This is a genomic window from Promicromonospora panici (genome assembly GCF_900608595.1).
Classification (GTDB): domain Bacteria; phylum Actinomycetota; class Actinomycetes; order Actinomycetales; family Cellulomonadaceae; genus Promicromonospora; species Promicromonospora panici.
In genome coordinates this window covers 26295-47956 of sequence record NZ_UWYY01000031.1, presented here as the reverse complement: position 1 = coordinate 47956, position 21662 = coordinate 26295, and the positions used below count along the sequence as shown (strand labels likewise).

The following is a 21662-nucleotide window of genomic DNA, read 5'->3' as shown; positions in this document are numbered from 1 at the left end:
GGCAAGTTGTCAGGTGACCGGTAGCCCGAGCTGCCGATCACCTGACGTCCTGCCGATCGGCCGAGCGAGATCGCGGGCCCGGCGCGATCGCCGTTAGGGTCGCGTCCATGACCGATGCCGCCCCGCGCCCCGCACCCGACCGCGCCCCGGACCTGATTCCGCTCGGCCCCGCGCCCCGGCCCGCCGACGGCGCCGACCTGGCCGCCCGCATCCGCACGGCGCTCGCGGACGAGCTCGGCGGCCAGGCCACCGGGCTCGACCAGGCCTCGATCGCCGTGGTGCTCGACGGCGCGGACGTCGCCTCGGCGGACATCGACCTCTCGGGCGTCGTCGTGAGCCTGGACGGCGCGGCCGGGCAGACCGGGCCGGCCGGTGCGGCCGGACATGGTGCGCATGGGGAAGCGGACGCCGCCAAGCGCTGGCACCCCGAGATCGTCCGGCGGGAGCCCGCAACCCTGCGCCGCATCCGCGTGGACGCGCACCGGCTCGTCGCGGTGGACCTGCCCGTCGACGTCACGGCCGAGCTCGAGGGCCTGCGGTTCGACTGGGTCGAGGGCTCCGACGGCCGGGTCGGCGTTCAGCCGGTGGAGCCCACCGGGGCGCACCCGGTCTCGGGCCACGCGCGGATCGCCGTCGACAAGGCCGGCCTGGTCGCGACGGCACGCGGGCTGCTGACCGTCGTCCTCCTACAGCAGGGCATCACGCTGACCGGGCTCGACGTGGACCTCGTGTCGCAGGGGCCGCGGGCGGCGACGCTCCGGGTCGATGCCGCGATCAAGAAGGGCATGTTCCTCTCCGCCCGGGTGCAGGCCACGGCGTCGGTCAGCATCGACACGCACATGGTGCTCGCGGTCCGCGACGTACAGCTCGCGAGCGGCAACCCGCTGGTCGCCGCGCTGCTCGGGACCGTCAAGGGCCGCGTCGAGGCCGCCACGAGCCGCGACATCGACCTCGCCGAGAAGCTGCCGGACGGCGTCCGGCTGGCGGACGTGCGCCTGGACGTCGGCCAGGAGCTCGTCGTGACCGCCCGGCTGGCCTGATGCCCGTCATGAACACCACCACCGGATCGCGCGGCGGCTACGCGAAGGGTCGCGCGACACAGCAGGAGATCATCCGCGCGGCGATCCTGGTGTTCGCCGACGTCGGCTACCACGGCGCCTCACTGCGGGACATCGCCGCGCGCGTGGGGATCTCCCACCCCGGGCTGCTGCACCACTTCCCGAACAAGGCGGCCCTGCTCGAGGCGGTGCTGGAGTACCGCGACGCGGTGGACGAGGAGTCCTTCGAGGAGGATCTGGCGCGCGGCACCGGCTACTTCGACGCCCTGCTCAACCTCGTCGAGCGCAACCGGCTGCGCCGTCCGCTCGTGGAACTGTTCGCGGGCCTGTCCACGGAGGCTACGTCGTCCGACCATCCGGCGCACGACTACTTCCAGCGCCGGTACACGCGGGTGGTGCGTGAGCAGTCGGCGCAGCTGCGGGAGCGGGCCGCGCGCGGCGGGCTCGCCCCCGGCGTCGACCCGGAGCAGGCGGCGCGCACCGTGGTGGCCCTCATCGACGGGCTGCAGGTGCAGTGGCTCCTGTCCCTGGAACGCCCGGACGCCGACCGGATAGACATGGCGGCCGACCTGAAGGCCTACCTGACACTCATCCTCCGCTGAAGCCGTTCTTGGCTGTGAGCGTGACCGTTGCGCCTAAACCGGGCACGAAGTCGCAACGATCGCGCTCACGGCCAAAAGGGGTCAGGCGTTTGCCTCTGACAGGAGGGTCGTCAGGGCGGCGCGGGTCAGGCCCGCCAGGCCGAAGTCCGCTACGACGGCGAGCGGCATGTCGCCGATCATGCCGAGCATGTCGTCGGCGACCGCGCCCCCGTGCACCATGGCGTGGACCCGCGGGCCGACGACGGGGTGGTCCAGGGCCTCGGCCACCGTGGACAGCTCGGCCAGCGGCAGGCGGAGGTCGTCGCCGTCGACCACCACGGTGGCCGAACCGCGCAGGTCGCGCGACGAGGCGCCGACCGACACCACGAACTCTCCGCCCTCGACGACCCACCGGCGCAGCACGGGGTGCCAGTAGGCCAGGTCGCGGGCCGTGAGGTCGAGGGTGAGGTGCCGCGACTCGCCCGGGGCGAGGTCGACCTTCGCGAACGCCTTGAGCTCCCGCTCGGGGCGGAGCACCTGCGCCGCCGGATCACCGACGTACACCTGCACGACCTCCGCGCCGGCGCGGTCGCCGGTGTTGGTGACGGTCACGCGCACGCGGACGGCGGGGTCGTCGTCGGCCGCATGTGCAACCGTCCCGAGCACCTCGGCGGTGACGCCGTCGTAGGCGAACGTCGTGTACGACAGGCCGTGCCCGAACGGGTAGGCGACTTCCGCCTGCCGCGCGTCGTACCAGCGGTAGCCCACCAGGACGCCCTCGCCGTACCGGACGTGACCGAGCTCGCCGGGGAAGTTCCCGTAGGACGGGTTGTCCGCCAGGCGCAGCGGCAGCGTCTCGGCCAGGCGTCCGGCCGGGTTCACGGCGCCCAGCAGCACGTCGACGACGCCGGAGCCGCCGGCCTGGCCGCCGAGCCAGCTCTCGACCACGGCCGGCGCGAGGTGCTGCCACGGCGCCACGGAGACCGCCGAGCCGTTGGCGAGCACGACGACGACCCGCTCGTTGACCGCGGCGACGGCCTCCAGCAGCGCGACCTGCTCGGCCGGGAGGTCCATGTGCTCACGGTCGAAGCCCTCCGACTCGTAGGAGGCCGGCAGGCCGAGGAAGACCAGCACGGTCTCAGCGGCGCCGGCCACCTCGACGGCCTCGGCTGTCAGGGCTGACTCGTTGATGCCGGAGCCGTTCGCCGGGTCCTGGCCGGCGCCGTCGACCGTGTACCCGGCGGCGAACGGCACGTCCACGCCCGTCGCGGCGCGCAGCGCGGTCAGCGCGTCGTCGAGTCGCGTGGGGTTCACCTGGGAGGATCCGGCGCCCTGGTAGCGGGGCGTGCGGGCGAGCTCGCCGACGACGGCGACGCCGTCCCCCGACGCGAGCGGCAACAGCGGCGCGCCCTCGACGGAGTGGTTCTTCAGCAGCACCGTGCCGGCGGCCGCGGTCTCCCGCGCGAGGGCGTGGTGGGCGTCGGCGTCGTACGCCCCCGGGGCGGCCAGCGCGGGCAGCGAGCGCGCGACCAGCCGCAGCACGCGGCGCGCGGCGACGTCGACCACCGCCTCGTCGAGGTGACCGTCGCGCACGGCGGCGACGACGTCGGCGTCGGTGCGCCCGCCCGAGGCGGGCATCTCCAGGTCGAGCCCGGCGGCGACGCCGGCGACCCGGTCGCGCACGGCACCCCAGTCGGACATCACGAGTCCCTCGAAGCCCCACTCGTCGCGCAGGACCTCGGTCAGCAGCCAGTGGTTCTGCGACGCGTACACGTCGTTGATCTTGTTGTACGAGCACATCACGGTCCACGGCTGCGCCCGCTTGACGACGCGCTCGAACCCGGCGAGGTAGATCTCGCGCAGGGTGCGCTCGTCGACGTCGGCCGAGACGCGCATGCGGTCGGCCTCCTGGTTGTTGGCGGCGAAGTGCTTCAGCGACGTGCCCACGCCCTGGGACTGGACTCCGGACACGAGGGCGGCGCCGAGCTCGCCCGCGATCACCGGGTCCTCCGAGAGGTACTCGAAGTTGCGCCCGTTCAGCGGCGACCGCTTGATGTTGATACCCGGGCCGAGCAGCACGGCGACGTCGTTGGCACGGGTCTCGCGGCCCAGCGCCTCCCCGACCCGGCGCACCAGGGCGGGGTCCCACGTGGAGCCGAGCGTGACCGCGGTGGGGAAGCAGGTGGCGGGCACGGAGTTGCCGAGTCCCAGGTGGTCGGGGGAGTCCGCCTGCTTGCGCAGGCCGTGCGGGCCGTCGGTGACCATCACGCTCGGCACCACCTCGCTCCCGGAGGTGCTGTTCCCGGCTGCGCTGTTCCCGGCCGCGCCGTCCCGGGCGACGGGCTGCGTGGTCCAGAAGTCCTGGCCCGACAGCAGCGACGCCTTCTCCTCGAGCGTCAGCCCGGCCAGCACGCGTTCGACGTCGAACACGCGGCCCGTGGTGGCGGCATCGGGGGTCAGCTCTTCGATCGACATCGTGGGTGCTCCCTTGCTCTCCGAACCTACCGAGTGGTAGACATTCAAAAACTACCACTCGGTAGGTCGACGAGACCAGAGCCCGCCGACACCCACCAGCAAGCGGGGCAAGGAAGCCCCGGAGGGAGCCACCCATGGCATCCATCGATTCGAGCCCGGCGGCGGTCGCAGCGCCGCGACGGGCCGGCGGAACCGGCCTCGTCGTCGCGTACGTCATGGCCTTCTTCGCGCTCTACGTGGCGCTCCTGACCCCGGTCATGAGCACGTTGGCGCTGCGGGTCAGCGTCCTGTCGACACCCGAGGGCCGAGCGGGCGACCTCGCGCTGGTGACCGGCGTCGGCGCGTTCTTCGCGTTCGTGGCCAACCCGCTGGCGGGCGCGCTGTCCGACCGCACGACCTCCCGCCTCGGCATGCGGCGTCCCTGGCTGCTGTGGGGCGTGCTGCTGGGCTCGGTGGGCATCACGATCATCGCGTTCGCGCCGAACATCGCGGTCGTCGTGGTGGGCTGGGCCATCGCCCAGACGGCGTTCAACGGCACCCAGGCCGCACTCCAGGCGCTGCTGCCCGACCAGGTCGACGCTCTGCTGCGCGCCCGCGTCTCCGGCTGGCTCGGCATCGCGCAGAACCTCGCGCCGCTGGCCGGCATCGGGATCGCGGCCTGGCTCACCGCGCAGGGCACGGGCTCCGTGTGGCTGCTCCTGCTGCCGACGTTCCTCGCCATTGCCGGGGTGGTCGCGCTCGTCGCCGTCCTGCGGGACCGGCATCTCGACCCGGCCGACGTCGAGCCGTTCCACCTCGGCCGGTTCCTCGCGGGATTCTGGGTCTCGCCGCGCAAGCACCCGGACTTCGGATGGGCCTTCGCGGGCCGGTTCCTGCTGCTGTTCGGCTTCGCGCTGTACAACAGCTACCAGGTCTACTTCCTGCAGGACCGGTTCGGTATGGACGAGCCGACGGCGCTCGGCTGGCAGCTGCGCCTCATGGTGCTGCAGGCCGCGGTGCTGCTGCTGGCCGGCTCGGCGGGCGGCGCCCTGTCGGACCGCACCGGCCGGCGCAAGGTGTTCGTCATCGTCTCCACGATTCTGGCGGGCGCCGGGCTGCTCGTCTTTGCTTTCGCGGGGGCGCCCGCCCACCTGTACCTCGGGGCCGCGCTGTTCGGCGCGGGGCTGGGCGCGTACTTCGCCGTCGACCTGGCGCTCGTGACCGACGTCCTGCCCAACCGGGAGACCGAGGCCGCGAAGAACATGGGCGTGTTCAACATCGCCAACGCGCTGCCGCAGTCGCTGGCCCCGGCGCTCGCCCCGACGCTGCTGGCGGTCGGGTCGGGCGGGACCGGGTCGGGGAACTACACGGCGCTGTTCCTGGTGGGCGCGGTGGTCGCCGTCGTCGGCGCCGTGAGCACCATGTTCATCAAGGGGGCGCGATGAGGTTCCGCGACCCCGCACTGCCCGACGCCGAGCGGGTCGCCGACCTCCTGGGGCGGATGACGCTCGAGGAGAAGGCCGGCCAGCTGTTCCAGACCATGGTCGAGGTCGGCCCGGGCGGGTCAGTCGTGGACGAGCCGTCCCGGCACGGGATGCCCGGCACGTCCGAGCTCGTGGTCGGCCGGCACCTGACGCACCTCAACGTGCTCGCGGCGCCGCCCACGGCGCGCGAGTTCGCGGCCTGGCACAACCGCCTGCAGCGGCTCGCCGCCGGGACCCGCCTGGGGATCCCGGTGACCGTCGCGTCCGACCCCCGGCACTCCTTCACGGACAACCCGGGCGCCGCGCTGCTGTCGGGCCCGTTCTCGCAGTGGCCGGAGACCCTCGGCCTGGCCGCGACCCGCGACGAGCAGCTCGTCGAGGAGCACGCCGACGTCGTCCGCCGGGAGTACCTGGCCGTGGGCATCCGGACCGCGCTGCACCCCCAGGTCGACCTCGCGACCGAGCCGCGCTGGGCGCGCGGCGGAGGCACTTTCGGGGAGGACGCCGCGCTCACCGGGCGCCTCGGCGCCGCGTACGTGCGCGGGCTGCAGGGCGGTGGCGACGTCGCCCGCGCCGCCGGGCTGGACGGCACGTTCGGCCCGGACAGCGTGTCCACGATGACCAAGCACTTCCCGGGTGGCGGCCCGCAGCGGGACGGCGAGGACCCGCACTTCGCCTACGGCCGCGAGCAGGTCTACCCGGGCGGCCGGTTCGACCTGCACCTGGAGCCGTTCCGGGCGCTGCTCGCCGCGGGCACGCGGCAGATGATGCCGTACTACGGGATGCCCATCGGGCTGCGGGCGGACCTCGGCGACGGGCCGGAGCCGGTCGAGGAGGTCGGGTTCGGGTTCAACCGCGGCGTGCTGACCCGGCTGCTGCGCGAGCGGCTCGGCTTCGACGGCATCATCTGCACGGACTGGGGCCTGGTGACCGACGTCGAGATGTTCGGCCTGCCGTTCCCCGCCCGCGCATGGGGCGTGGAGCACCTGAGCCCGCTGGAGCGGGTGGCGAAGATCCTGGACGCCGGAGCCGACCAGCTCGGCGGCGAGGCCTGTCCCGAGCACGTGGTCGAGCTCGTGCGCGCCGGCCGGGTCCCCGAGGAACGGATCGACGCCTCCGTGCGGCGCCTGCTGGCCGAGAAGTTCGAGCTCGGCCTGTTCGACGACGGCCGGTACGTCGACGAGGACGCCGCCGCGGCCCTCGTCGGGCGCGCCGACCTGGTGGCCGCGGGGCTGCGGGCCCAGTCCCGGTCCGTGACCGTGCTCCGGAACGCGGACGGAGGCGCCGCCCGGCTGCCGCTCGCGCCGGGCCTGCGCCTCTACGCGGAGGGTGTGCCCGAGGGCGAGTTGCCGGGCTTCGTGCGGGTGCCCTCGCCGGGCGAGGCGGACGTCGCGCTGCTGCGCCTGGAGGCGCCGTACGAGGAGCGTGGTCCGGGCTTCGAGAGCTTCTTCCACGCCGGGTCGCTGGAGTTCCCGGACGACGTCGTCGCGCACGTGGGGGAGATTGCCGCCGTCGCGCCGACCGTCGTGGACGTGCACCTCGACCGGCCGGCGATCCTGACGCCGCTCGTCGTGGCGCTGCCGGACGGGACGGCTTTGCGGGGCGGCACGGCGACGCTCGTCGTGACGTTCGGCGTCGGCACGTCCGCGCTGCTCGACGCGCTCACCGGCGCCGTGCCGCCCGAGGGCCGGCTTCCGTTCGACCTGCCCCGGTCGACCGCGGCCGTCGAGAAGTCCCGCTCGGACGTCCCGTTCGACACCGCGGACCCGCTGTTCCGCTTCGGGGACGGCGACCCGCTCTCACCCTCAACCTGAACTTGAACCTGGGCGAAGCCTCAACCTCGACTTGAACGTGAACCGGGCTACCGACCACCCGTGGCGCCTCCGCGCGTCAGTACGGGTTGTCGACGTACGTGCGGTTGAGGGGCTCCGGGACGCGGAAGTAGTTGGCCGAGAGGCCCGCCGGGTCCGTGGCCAGGGTGCCGCGGGCGGGGCCGTCGTCGCCGTCGTCCCAGCCCCAGGGCGCGTTCGCCGAGTTCTGCGAGCAGGAGATCCCGCCGTTGCCGCAACCGCCGGAGCCGTCGCCCGCGAACGTGCCGTGGCTCGCGAAGAGCTGGGAATTGGCGCGCTGCGCCCAGAGGCCGCCGGAGGCGTGCACGTCCACCAGGCGGTAGGAGACGTCCCGGTCGTCCGGGTGCTCCGGCACCTCGGCCCGGCCGGCCGGGTGGTAGATGACGCCGTCGCCCCGGATGTCGTAGCCCGGTCGGGCCTTGAGCCCGTGCCCCTTGGCCTCCTGCGCGGTGACGGGGTGGGCCAGCCCGTCGTGCGGGCTGGTCGCCATCTGCAGCGTCCCGTCGATGTTCTCGGCGCCGGCGCCCCAGGTGCTGCCCGACGGCGTGTACGAGAAGAAGTCGGTGTGCGCCACGGTGACGGCGCCCCGCACGACGCCGTACGTCGAGCCGTCCTTCTGCACCGCCACCATGACGCCCTCGGCGTCGTTCTCGTGCTCGGTGTCGAAGATCGAGTCGGCCCAGTCCCGCGGGTGGAAGAACATGTAGGTGACGAACCAGTGGCTCGCGGTCTCCATCACCGAGTAGTAGGCGGTGGCGGCCAGGGCGTGGTTTCCGGTGTTGTCCCAGTTGTTGCGGCTGTTCAGGTCGCCGTCGAAGTCGTACGCCGCGATGTAGTCCGAGCGGCCGCCCAGCGCGTTGGTGCCGGTCTGGTCCACGTCCTGGTAGTGGATGGGCGCCCAGCGCTGCGCCAGGTCGGCGTTGCTCACGGCGGACGGCACGGCGGGCAGTCCCGCCGTCGGCCCCGCTGCGGCGGATCCCGCCGCCGCGATGCCCAGGGCGACCACAGCGGCCGTCGTACCCATCGCCAGCTTCAGTGTTCGTGCAGGTCCAGGCATGTTTTTCCCTCGTCCCGGTCGGTTCGGCAGGTTGGACTCTCGAGGGAAGGCTTCACCCGGCGCATTGCCGCCCGGCAACCGCCGCATGGCAGTTGGGTGACGATTTGTCCGTTTGGTCGGACGCTCGATAGCGTCCTCAGCCTCAGGGTGAGGGCGACACGTCTTCACCGCGCAGCGGGAGGACACAGCGGTGGGGACTGGCATTGCAGCTGGCTGGGGAAAGATCGGCGAGGTGTCCGCGCCGGAGACACCGCCCATGGTGCTGAGCGCGCGGTACATCGTGCTGCGGGACCGGTCGGCCGAGGAGCGGGTCGGCCGCTTCGCCGTGGAGCTGGGGTGGTCGCGGCAGTGGGAGACGGCGGCGGATCCCGATGAGGGCATCTGCTACGCGGTCGGCTGGGGCGCCGGTGCGCTGTCCGTCGAGTACTGCGAGGACGACGTCTCGCGGCACAGCTACCTGTGCTTCGCGGGGCCCGACGCCGCGGCCGTCGAGGACCTCACGGAGCTCGCCGAGGCGCGCCTGGACGCGTGGCGGGTGGAGGAGCTGCTCACCGCCGTCGACTCGGCGACGGAGCCGGTGGAGCAGGCCGGCGCAATCATCCGGGCGGGCCTCGGGGCGCCGCGGGAGCTCGACGAGCGCTTCTTCGCGATCATCGACGACGCGTTGCGGCATCACGACGCACGGGTCCGGGAGGCCGGCGTCTGGGCCATCTCGTACGCGCCGCACGCGCGGTACCGGCGGCGGCTCGAGTCGCTCCGCGACCACGACCCGGAGTACGACGTGTCGAGCACGGCGGAGATCCTGCTGGACGCGTTCGACGCCGAGGGGATCAGCGAGGCGCGCGTGCGATGACCGTCGGCGGGATCCGGGAACAGCGATAGGGCTCGGCTCCCGGCCGAGGCCCCGCCGGGCTTTCCGTGACAGCGCGACTTTCCGTTACAGCGCGCCGGACATGCGGTACGTTCCGGTCGACACGTAGCGTGCGCCCCGGGCGCGCTGAGAACGGGAAATCATGACAGCCACGACGACCACCCTGTCTGAACGCCTGGCCGACCTGGACGGCTTGACCCCGCTCACCGAGACCAGCACGAGCTCCGATCCTGCAGCCGTGTACGAGCGGCTGCGCGCTCGGTGGGGCAACGTTGCACCCGTGGTCCTGGAGGACGACGTGCGGGCCTGGCCACGCTGGAGGCCGCGCTCGGCTCGATCCCGCCCGCGAGCAACACCGGGCCCCGCTACGCCCTGGCCGACACGGTGCTCGGCGGCCGCAGGATCGAGGCGGGCGACGCCCTCGTGCCCGGCATCCTCGGCGCGAGTGCGGAGTCGCGCGCCGTGGGGGACGACGCGGCGCGGGACGACATCTGGCTCGAGCCCGGCAACCTGTCCTACCTGACCTGGGGCGCGGGTCCGCACGCCTGCCCGGTGCGCCGTCCGGCGAGGGTGATCGCGCAGGTGGCGGTCGAGGTGGCGCTGCGTCGTCTCGGCGGGGCGACGCTCACGGTCCCGCCGGACGCGCTGCACGCGACCGGGACCCTGTGGTCGTCCATGCCGTGGCGGCTCCCGGTGCGGTTCGAGGTGACTGAGCTCGAGGTGACCATGCAGGGGCGGACGCCAACGCGCTGAGCCGCGCACCGACCAGCTCGTCCGCCAGCCACGCGGCCTGACGCCGCAGGTCCGGCACGGAGGTGCACTCCCAATCCAGCCCGCGCCGGGCCAGGCCCATGGCGCGCAGCCGCGGGTGCCCGACGCCGGCGGCGTCGACCAGGGCGGCGCCGGGCGTCAGGTCGAGCCCGGTGCCCAGAGGGTGCGGACGGATCAGGCCGCGCGCGAGCAGGGCGTCCACGAGCGGGTTCCAGCCGGGCGAGGTCAGGGCGGGGAGCCCGGTCGCGCCGACCACGAGGTCGAACGCGGCGGTGTCCCACTGCTCCCCGCCGCGCACCTCCGCGACCGTGCCGACGGTGAGCACTCCTTCGGCGACCAGCTTGTCCACGTGGGTGCGCATCGCGTGCGACATGCGGTGCCGCACGTTCTCCCAGGAGCGCGCGTGCTCGCGCTGGAACGTCGCGCGCTCCTCGGGCGTCAGCCGCGCCCAGACGGTGTTGACCTGCGGCCGGACGGCGTCGATCACCGCGCGCCAGTCGCGGCCCGCCGTCCGCTCGGCGTCCGCACGGCGGCGGACGACGTCGAGCGCGCCGGCGAGTGTGGCTTCGCCGTCCAGCTCCACCTCGATCGCGGGCGGCAGCGGGTCGGCCGCGTGCGCCGTGGGCAGGACGCCGCCGCGCGAGACGGCGGTGAACTGCGCGCCGGGCAGCAGCGGGTGCAGATGGGCGACGACGTCGAGCGTGGTCAGACCGGTGCCCACGACCAGCACCCGGCGTGCGCCGGCCGCGCGGGCGTCGAGGTCGGGTGACCACGGGTCGGCGACGTAGCGCTCGCCCCACGGCTCGTACTCGGGCAGCCGGACGGGCGGCGGCGTGCCGAGCGCGAGCACCGCGGAGTCGGCGCGCAGCGTGGTGCCGTCGGCGAGCGTGAGCACGACGCCGAGGTCGTCCGGCCGGTGCGCGCCGTCCTGCCCGTCCTCGGCGTCGACCACCGTGCCGCGCACGTGCCGCACGCTGCTCCCGTCCGGCACCGGTACGGACGGGATCAGCTCGGCCAGGTACCGCCCGAAGTCGGCGCGCTGCAGGAAGGCGCCAGGCCCGGCGGGCACGCCCGCGGCGGCGCACCAGCGCAGCAGGTGCTCGGGATCGTCGTCGAAGGCGCTGAGCCGGGCGACCACCGCATTGAGGGTGTGCCGGGGGTCGGTGGTGCGATAGGGCAGGCCGCGCCCCGGCGTCTCGGCGGGGTCGACGAGCAGCACCCGCACGGGTCGGGACGCCGAGGCTGCGCGCAGGAGATGGGCCGACAGGATGACGCCGGCGGCGCCACCCCCGACGACGGCGATGGTCCGCGGCATGGCCCGAGGATAGCTGCTGGTGTCAGCTCCCGGCCTGGGGCGCCCACCCGTCGGAGCCCGCGAGGTAGTCGCCGATCTCGTGGTCGGCGGCCGCGGCATCGGACAGCTGGGGCCTTTCGGCGTTCACGACGGCACCCGGGCCGGCGTTGTCGTACTCGGCGTTGCTGCCCTCGGCCCAGTCGTAGCCGGACATGGTCGTCCACGGGTCGGCCTTGAGGTACGTGCCGAGCCAGGTGTCGCGGACGACGGCGCGCGGGTCGTTGTCCGGCGCGCTGGACGGGTGCCAGGGCCGGCCCAGGTAGTAGGAGCCGTCGGGCGCGGCCGACTCGATGCGGCTGTCGATGACGAGGAACCCGCGTGAGAACGCGGCCGACGTGCTCGGTGCGAGCACGTAGCCGCTGGGGTCGGAGGCGCGGGGCAGCGCGTTGATCGTGGTGTCGTGCAGTACGGCGGTGGCCCGCCCGAAGATGAAGTCGACGTCGCCCTCGACGTAGCTGTCGTGCACGTACACGCGGCCTGGGACAGTAGCCGATCGCGAGTCCAGGTAGAGCGTGTCCTGGTTGCCGAGGAACCGGACGTTCTCGAACGCCACCCGGTCGGCGGCGGTCTTCATCGCGACGGCCTGGTGGCCGGCGATCTCCGGGTGTGCGGCCTCGTCGAACGCGTTCTCGAAGGTCACGGCCTCGGCGCGGAAGTCGTCGCCCTGGACGGTGACCGACGCGCTGCCACTGGTGCCCCACGTGCCGCCGCCCGGCTTGGGCGTGCCGGCAGCACGGTCGTCGGTGATGACGACGTCGGCCGGGTCGCCCGTGGCGCCGAGGAACGAGAGACGGTCGTGGGCGGCGTCCACCACCACCCGGCCCGCGTACCGGCCGGGCTCGAAGACGATCTCGACCCGGCCGGCGGCGTCAGTGGGCGCCAGGTCGATCGCCTCCTGGGCCGTCGTCGCGTCCCCGGAGCCGTCGGTGGCCACCACGATGCGGACGACGTCGTCGGAGGCAGGTCCGCACGGCGCCGCTCCGGGGGAGCCGAGCAGCGGCGCCAGGACGAGCGCGGGTGAGAGAGCGAGGGTGGGCAGGGCCAGAACGGGCAGGGCGAAAGGTGCGGGCATCGTTGCCTCCAGGAGAACCGCGTGAGTGCTGGATATTCGCCCTCGGAACACCGGTTTATAGGCCAATATCCAGCACTCACGCGGGTTTGGGTGAAAGCGGGAAACCGGTTTCTCGGTACAGCAAACCATAAGGGGAAGGTTGGGACAAGAGTCCCCGTTTCATCGCTCCACATGGGACATGCGGTACATTCCGCCTAAACGACGTGGTGCGCGCAGTGTCGCGCCCAGAACCCGGGGAGCCATGACAGTCACGACGACCACTCAGTCGGAGCGCCTGATCGACCTGGAGGACCTGACGCCGCTCATCGAGACCACCACCAGCGCTGAGCCCGCGCGGGTGTACGAGCGCCTGCGTGCCCGGTGGGGCAACGTGGCGCCGGTGCTCCTCGAGCCCGGCGTGCCGGCCTGGCTGGTGCTGGGGCACCGCGAGCTGGTCACGGTGCTCCGGAACGAGGGCCTGTTCGCGCGCGACTCGCGCAACTGGAGCCTGCTCCAGGACGGCACGGTCGGTCCGGGCAGCGGCGTCGGCGGGGTCCTCGCTCCGCGCGACGGGATCTACTACGTGGACGGCGTGCGGCACCGCCACCTGCGCCGCCTCGTCGACGACGCCTTCGAGAGCGTCGACGAGCACCAGCTCGCCACGATCACCGAGCAGTGGTGCCGGCTCGCTCTGGACCGCCTGCTGGCCAAGGGCGAGGCGGACCTCGTGGGTGAGTACGCGCGGGCCGTGCCGCTGCTCGTGATGTCCACGATGTTCGGGCTGGACCCGGAGCAGGCCCGCGCCATGCTGCACCACACGCGGCGGGTGTTCGAGGCCAAGGGGGCAGCGGGCGGCGAGGCGCTCAACGCGCAGCGCAGCCTCATCACGGAGCTGATCGCGAGCCGCCGCGCGGCGCCGTCGGACGACCTCACCTCGGTGATCCTGCGCCACCCGAGCGCACCCACCGACCTGGACGCGCAGAGCGCGGTCTCCGCGACGCTCATGCTGGGCAGTGAGTTCGAGGTCGCGTGGATCACGCAGGCGCTGCGTCTGCGGCTGACCGACCCCCGGTTCGACGGACGGTCGGGCGGCCTGCTGTCCGCGCCGGACACCCTGGAGGCGGTGCTCGGCTCGGCGCCGCCCGCGCCCAACGCGGCGCCCCGCTTCGCCCTGGCCGACACGACGCTCGGCGGGCGCAAGATCTGGGCCGGCGACGCGGTGGTGCCCGGCATCCTCGGCGCGAGCGCGGAGTCGCGCGTCTCGGGGGACGACATCTGGCTCGAGTCCGGGAACCTCTCCTACCTCACCTGGGGCGCCGGCCCGCACGCATGCCCGGCGCGGCGCCCCGCGACCGTGATCGCGCAGATCGCGGTCGGGGAGGCGCTGCGCCGGCTCGGCGGTGTCACGCTCACCGTCCCGGCGGAGTCGCTGTCCGCTACGGGGACGCTGTGGTCGTCGGTGCCGCGGGAGCTGCCGGTGCGGTTCGAGGAGCATCGCCCGGCGCAGTGACCGCGAGGATCTCGGGCACCACCACGCCCCACGCGCTCCGGGGCGGGTACTGATGCCCGACGCCCGGCAGCAGCACGAGCCGCGCGCCCCGGATCTCGGTGGCCAGCGCCCGGCCGTGCTCCGGCGGGAACAGCGGGTCGTCCTCGCCGTGCAGGACCAGGGCCGGCACGGTGACGTCGGCGAGCGTGCCGCGCAGCGGGCTGCCCTCGACCAGGAAGTGGTTCGACGCCGCAGCCGGGTCGATGGACCGCGCGACCACGCGGCGCGCCGTCGCGAGCGAGTCCGCCTCGTCGTAGCCCGGGCCCGCGTACAGCCGGTCGGCCTCGGCGAGGGACCGGACGACGGCGTCCGGGTCGTCCCGGTCGGGGTCGGGCGGCGGGCTGGCGAACCCCGCCTGGATATCTGGGGTAGGTCCCGGGAGGGGTGGGCCGCCTTCGCTCCTCGTGAGCGGGCTCGTCGACATCAGCGTGAGCGACGCGACCCGGCCGGGATGCTCGATCGCCACCTGCTGCGCGATCCCGCCGCCCATCGACACACCCACGAGGTGCGCCCGTTCGATCCCGAGGGCGTCGAGCACCCGCACCGGGTCCAGCGCGAGGTCGTCCCCGGTGTACGACGGCGCCCCGGGTGGGTCGGTCCGAGACCGCCCCGTGTCGCGGTGGTCGTAGCGGATGACGAACCGGCCGGTGCCTTCGGGGTGGCTGCTGCCGTCGCTGTCGCCACCGTCGGCGAGCGTGCGGCAGAAGTCCTCGTGCCACCAGTCCATCGCGGCGGCGATCCCGCCGATCAGGAGGAGCGCCGGGTCCGCCGGGTCGCCGAACGTCTCGGCGCACAGCCGCGCGCCCGGTACATCGAGAAAGGTCTCGGTCATGCCTGTCGGACGGCGTGGACGGTGCAAACTCATCGCCGAGCGCCGGCCGGGTGCCGGGCAGGGCGCTCCGTCAGAGGGGGAGGAACAGGGCCGCCACCGCGACCAGGCCGGCCGTGCCCGCGCCGATCCACGCGTACAGGACGTGCTGCCGGGCGCGCTCGCGGGCGGCGTCGAACTCTGTACGGAGGGCCCCGAACTCCTGGTGGGCCGCCTCGATCTCGGCGCGGACGCCCTGGAGCTGTGCCGTGGCCCGGGTGGCGGTCGCCTGGGCGGTCGCCGCCTCGGAGCGTGCGGTCGCGGCATCGGCCCGGGCCGCTTCGGCGTCGGCACGGGCTGCTGCCGCCTCGGTGCGGGCCGCCGCGGCCTCGGCGCCGGCGTGGTCGGCTGTTGCCAGAGCTGCGGAGGCGAGCGCTGCGCCGTCCTCGGCGGGTTGCCCTGGCTGCCCCGTATGGCCGTGGCGCTGCTGCGGGTGCTCCGGGGCGGCCTCGATCTGGGGCGCCTGCCCCGCCGCGTAGATCACCTGGGTCGTCTGCTCGTGGGCATCACGGGGGCGTGCCTGGCTCTCTGCGCGGGAGAGCTGGTTCTGGACCTCGGCCTTGAGATCGGACAGGAAGGGCTTGAGGCCCCGGCCCTTGCGCTCCTTGGCGGAGGCGTGCCGGGGGACGCCGCCGGGCTGGATCGGGGCGTCGAGTGCGCTCGGGTCGTGTTCGGTCGCCATGGGTGAGAAAGGTACACGGCGTCCTGATCGCACCCGCTGGATCAGGCCTCCGCCGCGACCCCGACACGCTGCATCGCACCGCCGGCGTGTCGCGTTCAGACGCACAGGTCACCCGAGTGATGTGGGCGTCTGGCACCTGCGGGACGGGCCGACAGGTCAGGCGGAAGGCTCCGCCAGGAAGTCGGCGATGAGCGCCGTCACTTCGTCGGGGCGCTCCAGGTTGGGCAGGTGGCCCGCCCAGCCGAGCTGCGTGTGCTTGGCGCCAGGGATGCGCCCGGCCAGATGGTTCGCCACCGCACGGAAGTGGTCGAGGTCCTGGCCGCCCGAGACGATCAGTGTGCGGGCGGTGATGGCCCCGAGGTCGATCGGGGGGCCCGCCAGCTGGTGGATGTCCTCGCCGGCGCCGAGCTGGACCTGGAATGCGTGGCGCTGCATGGTGCGCAGCAGCTCGCGGGCGTCGTCGTCGGCGTCGGGCCCGAGCCAGGTGGCGACGTTGAGCTCGGTGGCACCGGCGATGTCGCCCGCCTCCAGGAGGGCGTCCTCCCTACGGGCGAACCGTTGCAGCGAGCGCGTGCCGGGCAGGGCGAAGGCCGAGTTCAGCAGCACGAGGTGCGAGACGAGGCCGGGCCATGCGGAAGCGACTTGGAGGGCGACATTGCCGCCTGACGACGCCCCGACGATGGCGACCGGACGTTCCCGCAGGGAGTCGAGCAGCTCCTTGACGTCGCCCGCGTTGTCGAACTGCTCACTGGTGAGCGGCGTGTCGCCGTAGCCCCGCATGTCGCACGTGATGACCCGGTGGCCCTGGGCGAGCAGCGCCCGCTGGGGTTCCCACATCCGGGAGTCGGCGACGCCGGCGTGCAGGAGCAGGACGGCGGGGCCGGAGCCCGTGGTGTCGTGGTTGAGGATCATCCGCCGACGGTAACGGCGGCGGCCCGGCAAGAACCAGCGCATTGAGGTGGACTCCCGTGAGGGCGACGGCTAGACTCGAACACATGTACGAGTCATCGGAAGGTCAGGCGCCTGGTGCGCAGACGGCGCGGTCGCCGGTCGACGCGGCGTTCGCAGGGCTGCTCGACGAGCTGTTCACCGGCCCCCGGGTCACGTACGCGCCGGTCAGGGAGTCGCCCACCTACTACGGGGGACACCGCTACCGGCGGCCCGCGCACCGGCGCTTCGTGCTGCGCGCCGGTGCCGACCTCGATGATCCCCGCTGACGGTCCCCGCGACGGCTGATCCCGCTGGGCCCGGCCTGCGCCGCGCCTGTCACATCACGACGGCGACCACGGCGGCCACCAGGGCCAGCGCGATCCCGACCCAGGCGAACGTGGTGGCGGTAGCTGCCTTCTTGGTGGCGGCGTCGGCGGTCCCGCGGGCGGTCGCGGCTTCGGACGCCGCGGAGTCGGCCGCGGTCTGGGCGGCGGTCGCCGCGGACCGCGCCGCATCGAGGTCGGTGCGCAGCGTGTCCGTGGTCGAGGCCAGCTCGTCGATCCGCGCCTGCAGCCGCGCCGCCTCCGCACTGGCCGTGGCCGCCGCCTGCTCGACCGAGGCGGCCACGTCAGTCGCCGTCTTCTCCCGTGCCCGTTCGACTGCCTGCTCGAGCGTCTCCTCCAGCGCTCGCGCCCGGGCCTTCTCCTGGGCGGCAGCCTCCTTGGCGACGAGCTCGCGCAGCTCGGTGCCCTGCTCCTTGAGGGCGATCGTCAGCTCGGCGCGGACCTCCTCCGGCGTCAGCGGCTTGTCGGGCTTGGCGAGGTAGGCGTCCGCCCAGGTGCGGCGCGACCGGGTCGACTTGCCGCCCTTCGCGGCGCCGTCGACGACGGCCTCCTTCTCCTCGTCGGTGAGGCGGTCGAGCGCCTCGGCCGCGGCCTTGACGGCCGGTGGGGTCTCGACGGGGGCCTTGGCACCCTTCGGCGTCGTTCCCTGGGATGTCATCGAAGTCTTGGCCCCCTTGGGCGGTGCGGCAGCTGCCACGGGTGCGGCGTAGTCGGCGTCCTCGCTGTCGCTCGACGCGGACTCGGGAATCTTGATGGGCTTGGTCAACAGAGCCCGGAGGCGGTCCATCCGCTCGGTCTTCTCGCCGCCCTCGCTCGGAGGCGCGTCGCTGTCACTGCTCATGGGGGAAACGTACTGCTCTGCCCGTTGTACGTCGACTACCACGGCGGGAGTGGCGGTTTGCCTGTGTGGATGATTCACCTTGCGTGGACGGTGGTGGACAGGAGTGGCCTTGCTGGGCCACCTGAAACCCCACTGGTGCCCCACAGGCCTTGTCTCGGGCAACAGAATCGATCGGGTGTCGCGGTCGCCGGCGGGTTGTGGGTGCGATCGACACCTGGCGGGTGGGGAAAGACCACCCATGGCCAAGAACAAGGAATCCCGCCGGACGTTCGGAGCGTTGGAGGCGCGCAAGCAGTAGCCGCCCACGCCGACTGCGCGATGGTGTGGAGGCTGTGCGGCAGGTGGTGCAGCAGTCCCGTGCGCCTGAGTTCCGAGGTGTGGTTCCTGCGAGCACACTGGGCGACACAAGTCGCGGTCAGGTCCTTTGCAGGTTTCCTCGTCCAGACTGGTGGGGTGCTCGGACTGTCGGGGTCGGTGAGCGGAAGGGAGCAGGAGTGGCCAAGGTTGCGCTCTGCGAGGACGATCCGTCGATCCGCCGGATCGTGGTGGAGGGGCTGCGGCATGCGGGGCACGAGGTGGTGACCGCGCACGACGGGCGCGAGGCCGTGACGCTGTTCGCCGGCGATGACACGATCGCGGTGGTCGTCCTGGACATCGGGCTGCCCGATGCGGACGGCCGCGACGTCTGCCTGGCGCTGCGGTCGGCGGGCCAGGTCGCTCCGGTGCTGTTCCTGACGGCGCTGGGCGCGGTCCACGACCGGCTGGCGGGCTTCAGCGCGGGGGCGGACGACTATCTCCCCAAGCCGTTCGATCTCAAGGAGCTGCTCGCCCGGGTGGAGGCTCTTGCACGGCGCGGGCGGCTGGTCACGGTGTCGTCGGCCGGCGACCTGGTGCTGGACCCGGCCCGGCACGCGATCGCGTGCGAGGGACGCGAGGCCGCACTGACCCCCACGGAGTTCCGGATGCTCGCGGCCATCACGTCCCGGCCCGGGGAGGTGGTGCGGCGCCGCGCGGTGGTCGCGGCGGCCTGGCCGGACGGGGCGATGGTCAACGAGAACACCGTCGATTCCTACGTGCGCCGCATCCGGGCCAAGCTGGCCGATGTCGGGTCCCCGCTGCACCTGCACACGGTCCGCGGAGTCGGGTTCAGCCTGCGATGAAGCGCCTGGCACCGAAGTCGTTCCGAGGGCAGATCGTCCTGTCGACGGCGGGCCTCATGCTCGTGGTGATGCTGCTCATCACCGTGGGTCTCCAGATGCTTCTGGCCTATACGGCGGGCCGGGACATCGACCACGTCCTGCAGGACCGGGCCGACGCCGTGGCCTCCGTCCTGGAAGCTGACACCGAGCGGGAAGAGTTCGTGGTGCCCCCTGAGCTCATCGAGCCGGGCGTGCGTGTCTACGACCAGGCCGGCCTAGCCGTTGTGGGCACTATCGAGCAGGAGGCCAGCCACGCCGCGGACCAGCTCGGTGCGGCCACCAGCGCGCGCAACGTCGACGTCGGGGACGGGATACGGTTGCGGGCTCTCCCGTTCGTTACGGCCGGTGGCGTCCATGGCGTCGTCGTGGTCAGCCAGGCGACCGACCCGTACGAACGCTCGGAGACCTACGCCTTCATCGCCACCCTGGTGATCGGTGTGCTGGTCGTGGTGGCCACCGCCGGAATCGCCCACCGGGTGACGTCGCGCGCGCTGGCCCCGGTCGCGCAGATGGCGCGGCGGGCGGCCGAGTGGAGTGAGCACGACCTGGCCCACCGGTTCGACCTGGGGCCCGGGGACAACGAGCTCGCCCAGCTCGGCGCGACGCTGGACCGGCTGCTGGACCGGGTCGCGACCGCTATCCGTTCGGAGCAGCGTCTGACGTCCGAGCTGGCCCACGAGCTGCGCACACCGCTGACCTCGATCCAGGGCTCGGCGGACCTCGCGCTGCTACGCGGGGTCACCGACCCGCAGGCCCGGGCCGAGCTGGAGCAGATCGCACTGGCCGCCCGGCGGATGTCCGAGGCGATCACGACGCTCCTGGACGTCGCACGCGACCATCCCGCGGCAGGGGCGCAGGAGACCTGCCTGGCGAGCGAGATCGCCCGCGAGGTCCGCTCGTCCGTCCCCGGGCAGCTCGTCTTCGTGGACGGGTCGGCGGGCTCGTCCGGCCGCATCGCCTGTCCCCGGGCACTGGTCCTGCGCGCCTTGGCGCCGCTGGTGCAGAACGCGGTCGCGCACGCCCGGACCGCCGTGACCCTGCGGGCCACCGACAGGCCCCACACGGTCGTCCTGGCGGTGGTCGACGACGGCCCGGGCATCGACGCCCGGGTGCGTGGTCGGATCTTCGACGCCGGTGTTTCCGGGTCCGGGAGCACGGGGCTGGGTCTGGGTATCGCGCTGCGGATCGTGCGGTCGCTGGGCGGCAGCATCGATACCGAGACCTCACCGTCGGGCACCACGTTCATGGTGACTCTGCCGCGTGGATGACGCAGCGCCCGTCGTGGTCGATACCACCACGACGGGCGCTGCTGACTCTGCGAGGGCTCAGCCGAGGGTGGTCAAGAGCGCTTGCAGGTGCTGCTCCTGCACTGCCGGGGCGGGGGTGCCGGCCCGGACCGAGGTGAGGACCGCGTCGATCTCGTGGTCGAGGTAGGTCCAGGCCTGGCAATCCTCGCCGAACAGGGTGTCCTGGTCCTTGTCCCACGCGGTCTCGAGGTCCGCGACCCGCGCGGCCGCTCCGGGCTGGTCACCCGAGTTCACGAGATCGAGCGTGTCCTGGGTGATGGTCCGGTAGCCGGCCAGGTCCTGGGCCGGGAAGTGCTGCGCCGCCTGCTGGTTGGCCTGCGTGGCGGTCAGCTGGGTCGACGTCGAGCAGGTAGGCGCGGCAGCCTCTTCCAGCGCACTGGTGTGCGGCTGCTGGTTGGTCCACTGCAGCAGGAGGACGGTCACGGCGGCGACTCCCGCCAGGACCGCGAGCGACACCTGCCGCCGGACAGGGCTCGTCACGATCGTCGTGGCCTCGACCGGCTCGCGCTTCTCGATCACGTCCGCCCGGGTCAGGCTCAGGAAGACGACGGTGGCGAGGATCGCGCCGAGGAACACCAGGCTGGTGCCGAACGTACCCAGGCCGACTCCTTGCTCGGCCGCCGGGGTGGCCAGCCAGTCCCCGATGTTGGCGCCCAGGGGCCGGGTCAGGACGTAGGCGATCCAGAACGTCAGGACGGCGTCGGCGCCGAACCGCCACAGGACGGTGACCACCGCGATCAGTGCGAGCGGCAGCAGGACCGACAGGCCCGGCCCCCATCCGGTCAGCTCCAGGGTCCAGTCGCCGGTCGCGGTACCGAGCGCGAACGTGACCAGGACCGTGAGCCAGTAGAACGCCTCGCGCGGGACGGTCACGATGCTGTGGATGGACAGGGTGCGTTCACGTGCGTACCAGACGGCGAACACGGCGATCAGGAGTGCGGTGAACACGGTCGTGCTGATCCACAGCGGGACGCCGTACTGGTCGGTCAGGATGTCGGTGTAGAGGGTGCCGGTGACGCTGACCACCACGACCGTGAGCCAGTACACCGCCGGGACATAGCGCCGCAGTCGCATCTGAGCGGTCAGGACGACCACGAAGATCGCTGTGAAGATGATGGCGGTTTTGACCAGCCCTACTCCCAGCTGCATGTTGATCCAGTCGGCGAAGCTCTCGCCGACCGTCGTGCACAGGATCTTGATCACCCAGAACCAGATGGTGACCTCGGGGACCTTGTTGAGCATCTGCCGCGCCGTGGCGCTCGTGACTATTGATGGGGTCATGCGGTCAACACTCGCCGCGCGAACCTGCGAACAACCTGACTGCCTGCCGATCACCAGCGGCAACAAGAAGGTGGGGCTCCTCGCTGGTGCGAGGAGTCCCACCCACAGGCGTTCGTTACTCGGACCCGTC

The 21662-nt window shown here is 72.9% G+C and carries 18 protein-coding genes; 9 read left to right on the top strand and 9 right to left on the bottom strand.

The genetic code is table 11. The annotated features are described in order from the left end of the window. Positions 1–107 precede the first annotated feature (107 nt). Both EW117_RS26995 and EW117_RS26990 read left to right on the top strand, forming a co-directional pair. Positions 108–1040 (top strand): hypothetical protein, encoded by a 933-nt coding sequence (locus EW117_RS26995; protein WP_129789820.1) that lies wholly within the window; start codon positions 108–110, stop codon positions 1038–1040. 8 nt (positions 1041–1048) lie between these two features. Further along, complete coding sequence (locus EW117_RS26990; protein ID WP_165362887.1) at positions 1049–1660, top strand: TetR/AcrR family transcriptional regulator; 612 nt, start codon at positions 1049–1051, stop codon at positions 1658–1660. An 81-nt stretch (positions 1661–1741) separates the two neighbouring features. Here EW117_RS26990 and EW117_RS26985 read toward each other — a convergent pair whose 3' ends face one another. Further along, complete coding sequence (locus tag EW117_RS26985) at positions 1742–4114, bottom strand: glycoside hydrolase family 3 C-terminal domain-containing protein (protein WP_129789818.1); 2373 nt, start codon at positions 4112–4114, stop codon at positions 1742–1744. Between the two features lie 134 nt (positions 4115–4248). On the opposite strand from EW117_RS26985, the gene EW117_RS26980 reads away from it, so the two are divergent. Both EW117_RS26980 and EW117_RS26975 read left to right on the top strand, forming a co-directional pair. After that, on the top strand, positions 4249–5538 hold the full coding sequence (locus tag EW117_RS26980; RefSeq protein WP_129789817.1) for an MFS transporter: 1290 nt from the start codon (positions 4249–4251) through the stop codon (positions 5536–5538). Further along, positions 5535–7391: a glycoside hydrolase family 3 protein gene (locus EW117_RS26975; protein ID WP_129789816.1), complete on the top strand. Its 1857-nt coding sequence runs from the start codon at positions 5535–5537 to the stop codon at positions 7389–7391. Before EW117_RS26980 ends, EW117_RS26975 begins: the two co-directional genes overlap by 4 nt. Positions 7392–7467: 76 nt before the next feature. On the opposite strand, the gene EW117_RS26970 is transcribed toward EW117_RS26975, so the two are convergent. After that, complete coding sequence (locus EW117_RS26970) at positions 7468–8484, bottom strand: hypothetical protein (protein WP_242504597.1); 1017 nt, start codon at positions 8482–8484, stop codon at positions 7468–7470. A 190-nt stretch (positions 8485–8674) separates the two neighbouring features. On the opposite strand from EW117_RS26970, the gene EW117_RS26965 reads away from it, so the two are divergent. Then, positions 8675–9337, top strand: a complete 663-nt coding sequence (locus tag EW117_RS26965) for a hypothetical protein (protein WP_129789815.1) — start codon at positions 8675–8677, stop codon at positions 9335–9337. Between the two features lie 643 nt (positions 9338–9980). Here the strand turns inward: EW117_RS26965 and EW117_RS26960 are convergent. After that, positions 9981–11441 (bottom strand): FAD/NAD(P)-binding protein, encoded by a 1461-nt coding sequence (locus EW117_RS26960; RefSeq protein ID WP_165362886.1) that lies wholly within the window; start codon positions 11439–11441, stop codon positions 9981–9983. A 22-nt stretch (positions 11442–11463) separates the two neighbouring features. Then, complete coding sequence (locus EW117_RS26955) at positions 11464–12552, bottom strand: pectinesterase family protein (RefSeq protein ID WP_129789813.1); 1089 nt, start codon at positions 12550–12552, stop codon at positions 11464–11466. A 241-nt stretch (positions 12553–12793) separates the two neighbouring features. On the opposite strand from EW117_RS26955, the gene EW117_RS26950 reads away from it, so the two are divergent. Then, positions 12794–14041, top strand: a complete 1248-nt coding sequence (locus tag EW117_RS26950) for a cytochrome P450 family protein (RefSeq protein WP_129789812.1) — start codon at positions 12794–12796, stop codon at positions 14039–14041. Here EW117_RS26950 and EW117_RS26945 read toward each other — a convergent pair. From EW117_RS26945 to EW117_RS26935, 3 genes are all read right to left on the bottom strand, one after another. Then, a complete protein-coding gene (locus EW117_RS26945; protein WP_129789811.1) occupies positions 13968–14912 on the bottom strand; it encodes an alpha/beta fold hydrolase in 945 nt (314 codons plus the stop codon). The two genes, EW117_RS26950 and EW117_RS26945, sit on opposite strands and share 74 nt — an antisense overlap. A 70-nt stretch (positions 14913–14982) precedes the next feature. Continuing rightward, on the bottom strand, positions 14983–15630 hold the full coding sequence (locus EW117_RS26940) for a hypothetical protein (protein WP_129789810.1): 648 nt from the start codon (positions 15628–15630) through the stop codon (positions 14983–14985). Between the two features lie 156 nt (positions 15631–15786). Further along, a complete protein-coding gene (locus EW117_RS26935; RefSeq protein ID WP_129789809.1) occupies positions 15787–16542 on the bottom strand; it encodes an alpha/beta fold hydrolase in 756 nt (251 codons plus the stop codon). Positions 16543–16625: 83 nt separating this feature from the next. Between EW117_RS26935 and EW117_RS26930 the strand changes: the two genes are divergently transcribed. Next, on the top strand, positions 16626–16847 hold the full coding sequence (locus EW117_RS26930; RefSeq protein WP_129789808.1) for a hypothetical protein: 222 nt from the start codon (positions 16626–16628) through the stop codon (positions 16845–16847). A gap of 49 nt (positions 16848–16896) precedes the next feature. Here the strand turns inward: EW117_RS26930 and EW117_RS26925 are convergent, their stop codons facing one another. Further along, positions 16897–17745 (bottom strand): hypothetical protein, encoded by an 849-nt coding sequence (locus EW117_RS26925; protein ID WP_129789807.1) that lies wholly within the window; start codon positions 17743–17745, stop codon positions 16897–16899. A gap of 494 nt (positions 17746–18239) precedes the next feature. On the opposite strand from EW117_RS26925, the gene EW117_RS26920 reads away from it, so the two are divergent. Further along, positions 18240–18905: a response regulator transcription factor gene (locus EW117_RS26920; RefSeq protein ID WP_129789806.1), complete on the top strand. Its 666-nt coding sequence runs from the start codon at positions 18240–18242 to the stop codon at positions 18903–18905. Next, complete coding sequence (locus EW117_RS26915) at positions 18902–20212, top strand: HAMP domain-containing sensor histidine kinase (protein ID WP_129789805.1); 1311 nt, start codon at positions 18902–18904, stop codon at positions 20210–20212. The genes EW117_RS26920 and EW117_RS26915 overlap by 4 nt, the downstream gene beginning before the upstream one ends. A gap of 57 nt (positions 20213–20269) precedes the next feature. Here EW117_RS26915 and EW117_RS26910 read toward each other — a convergent pair whose 3' ends face one another. After that, on the bottom strand, positions 20270–21532 hold the full coding sequence (locus EW117_RS26910) for a COG4705 family protein (RefSeq protein WP_129789804.1): 1263 nt from the start codon (positions 21530–21532) through the stop codon (positions 20270–20272). Positions 21533–21662: the final 130 nt, after the last annotated feature.

Coding starts and splice junctions, on each gene's coding strand:
- EW117_RS26970 (WP_242504597.1), bottom strand. CDS start 8,484: ATGCCTGGACCTGCACGAACACTGAAGCTGGCGATGGGTACGACGGCC.
- EW117_RS26940 (WP_129789810.1), bottom strand. CDS start 15,630: ATGGCGACCGAACACGACCCGAGCGCACTCGACGCCCCGATCCAGCCC.
- EW117_RS26935 (WP_129789809.1), bottom strand. CDS start 16,542: ATGATCCTCAACCACGACACCACGGGCTCCGGCCCCGCCGTCCTGCTC.
- EW117_RS26945 (WP_129789811.1), bottom strand. CDS start 14,912: ATGACCGAGACCTTTCTCGATGTACCGGGCGCGCGGCTGTGCGCCGAG.
- EW117_RS26950 (WP_129789812.1), top strand. CDS start 12,794: ATGACAGTCACGACGACCACTCAGTCGGAGCGCCTGATCGACCTGGAG.
- EW117_RS26990 (WP_165362887.1), top strand. CDS start 1,049: ATGAACACCACCACCGGATCGCGCGGCGGCTACGCGAAGGGTCGCGCG.
- EW117_RS26985 (WP_129789818.1), bottom strand. CDS start 4,114: ATGTCGATCGAAGAGCTGACCCCCGATGCCGCCACCACGGGCCGCGTG.
- EW117_RS26910 (WP_129789804.1), bottom strand. CDS start 21,532: ATGACCCCATCAATAGTCACGAGCGCCACGGCGCGGCAGATGCTCAAC.
- EW117_RS26995 (WP_129789820.1), top strand. CDS start 108: ATGACCGATGCCGCCCCGCGCCCCGCACCCGACCGCGCCCCGGACCTG.
- EW117_RS26925 (WP_129789807.1), bottom strand. CDS start 17,745: ATGAGCAGTGACAGCGACGCGCCTCCGAGCGAGGGCGGCGAGAAGACC.
- EW117_RS26930 (WP_129789808.1), top strand. CDS start 16,626: ATGTACGAGTCATCGGAAGGTCAGGCGCCTGGTGCGCAGACGGCGCGG.
- EW117_RS26960 (WP_165362886.1), bottom strand. CDS start 11,441: ATGCCGCGGACCATCGCCGTCGTCGGGGGTGGCGCCGCCGGCGTCATC.
- EW117_RS26955 (WP_129789813.1), bottom strand. CDS start 12,552: ATGCCCGCACCTTTCGCCCTGCCCGTTCTGGCCCTGCCCACCCTCGCT.
- EW117_RS26915 (WP_129789805.1), top strand. CDS start 18,902: ATGAAGCGCCTGGCACCGAAGTCGTTCCGAGGGCAGATCGTCCTGTCG.
- EW117_RS26980 (WP_129789817.1), top strand. CDS start 4,249: ATGGCATCCATCGATTCGAGCCCGGCGGCGGTCGCAGCGCCGCGACGG.
- EW117_RS26975 (WP_129789816.1), top strand. CDS start 5,535: ATGAGGTTCCGCGACCCCGCACTGCCCGACGCCGAGCGGGTCGCCGAC.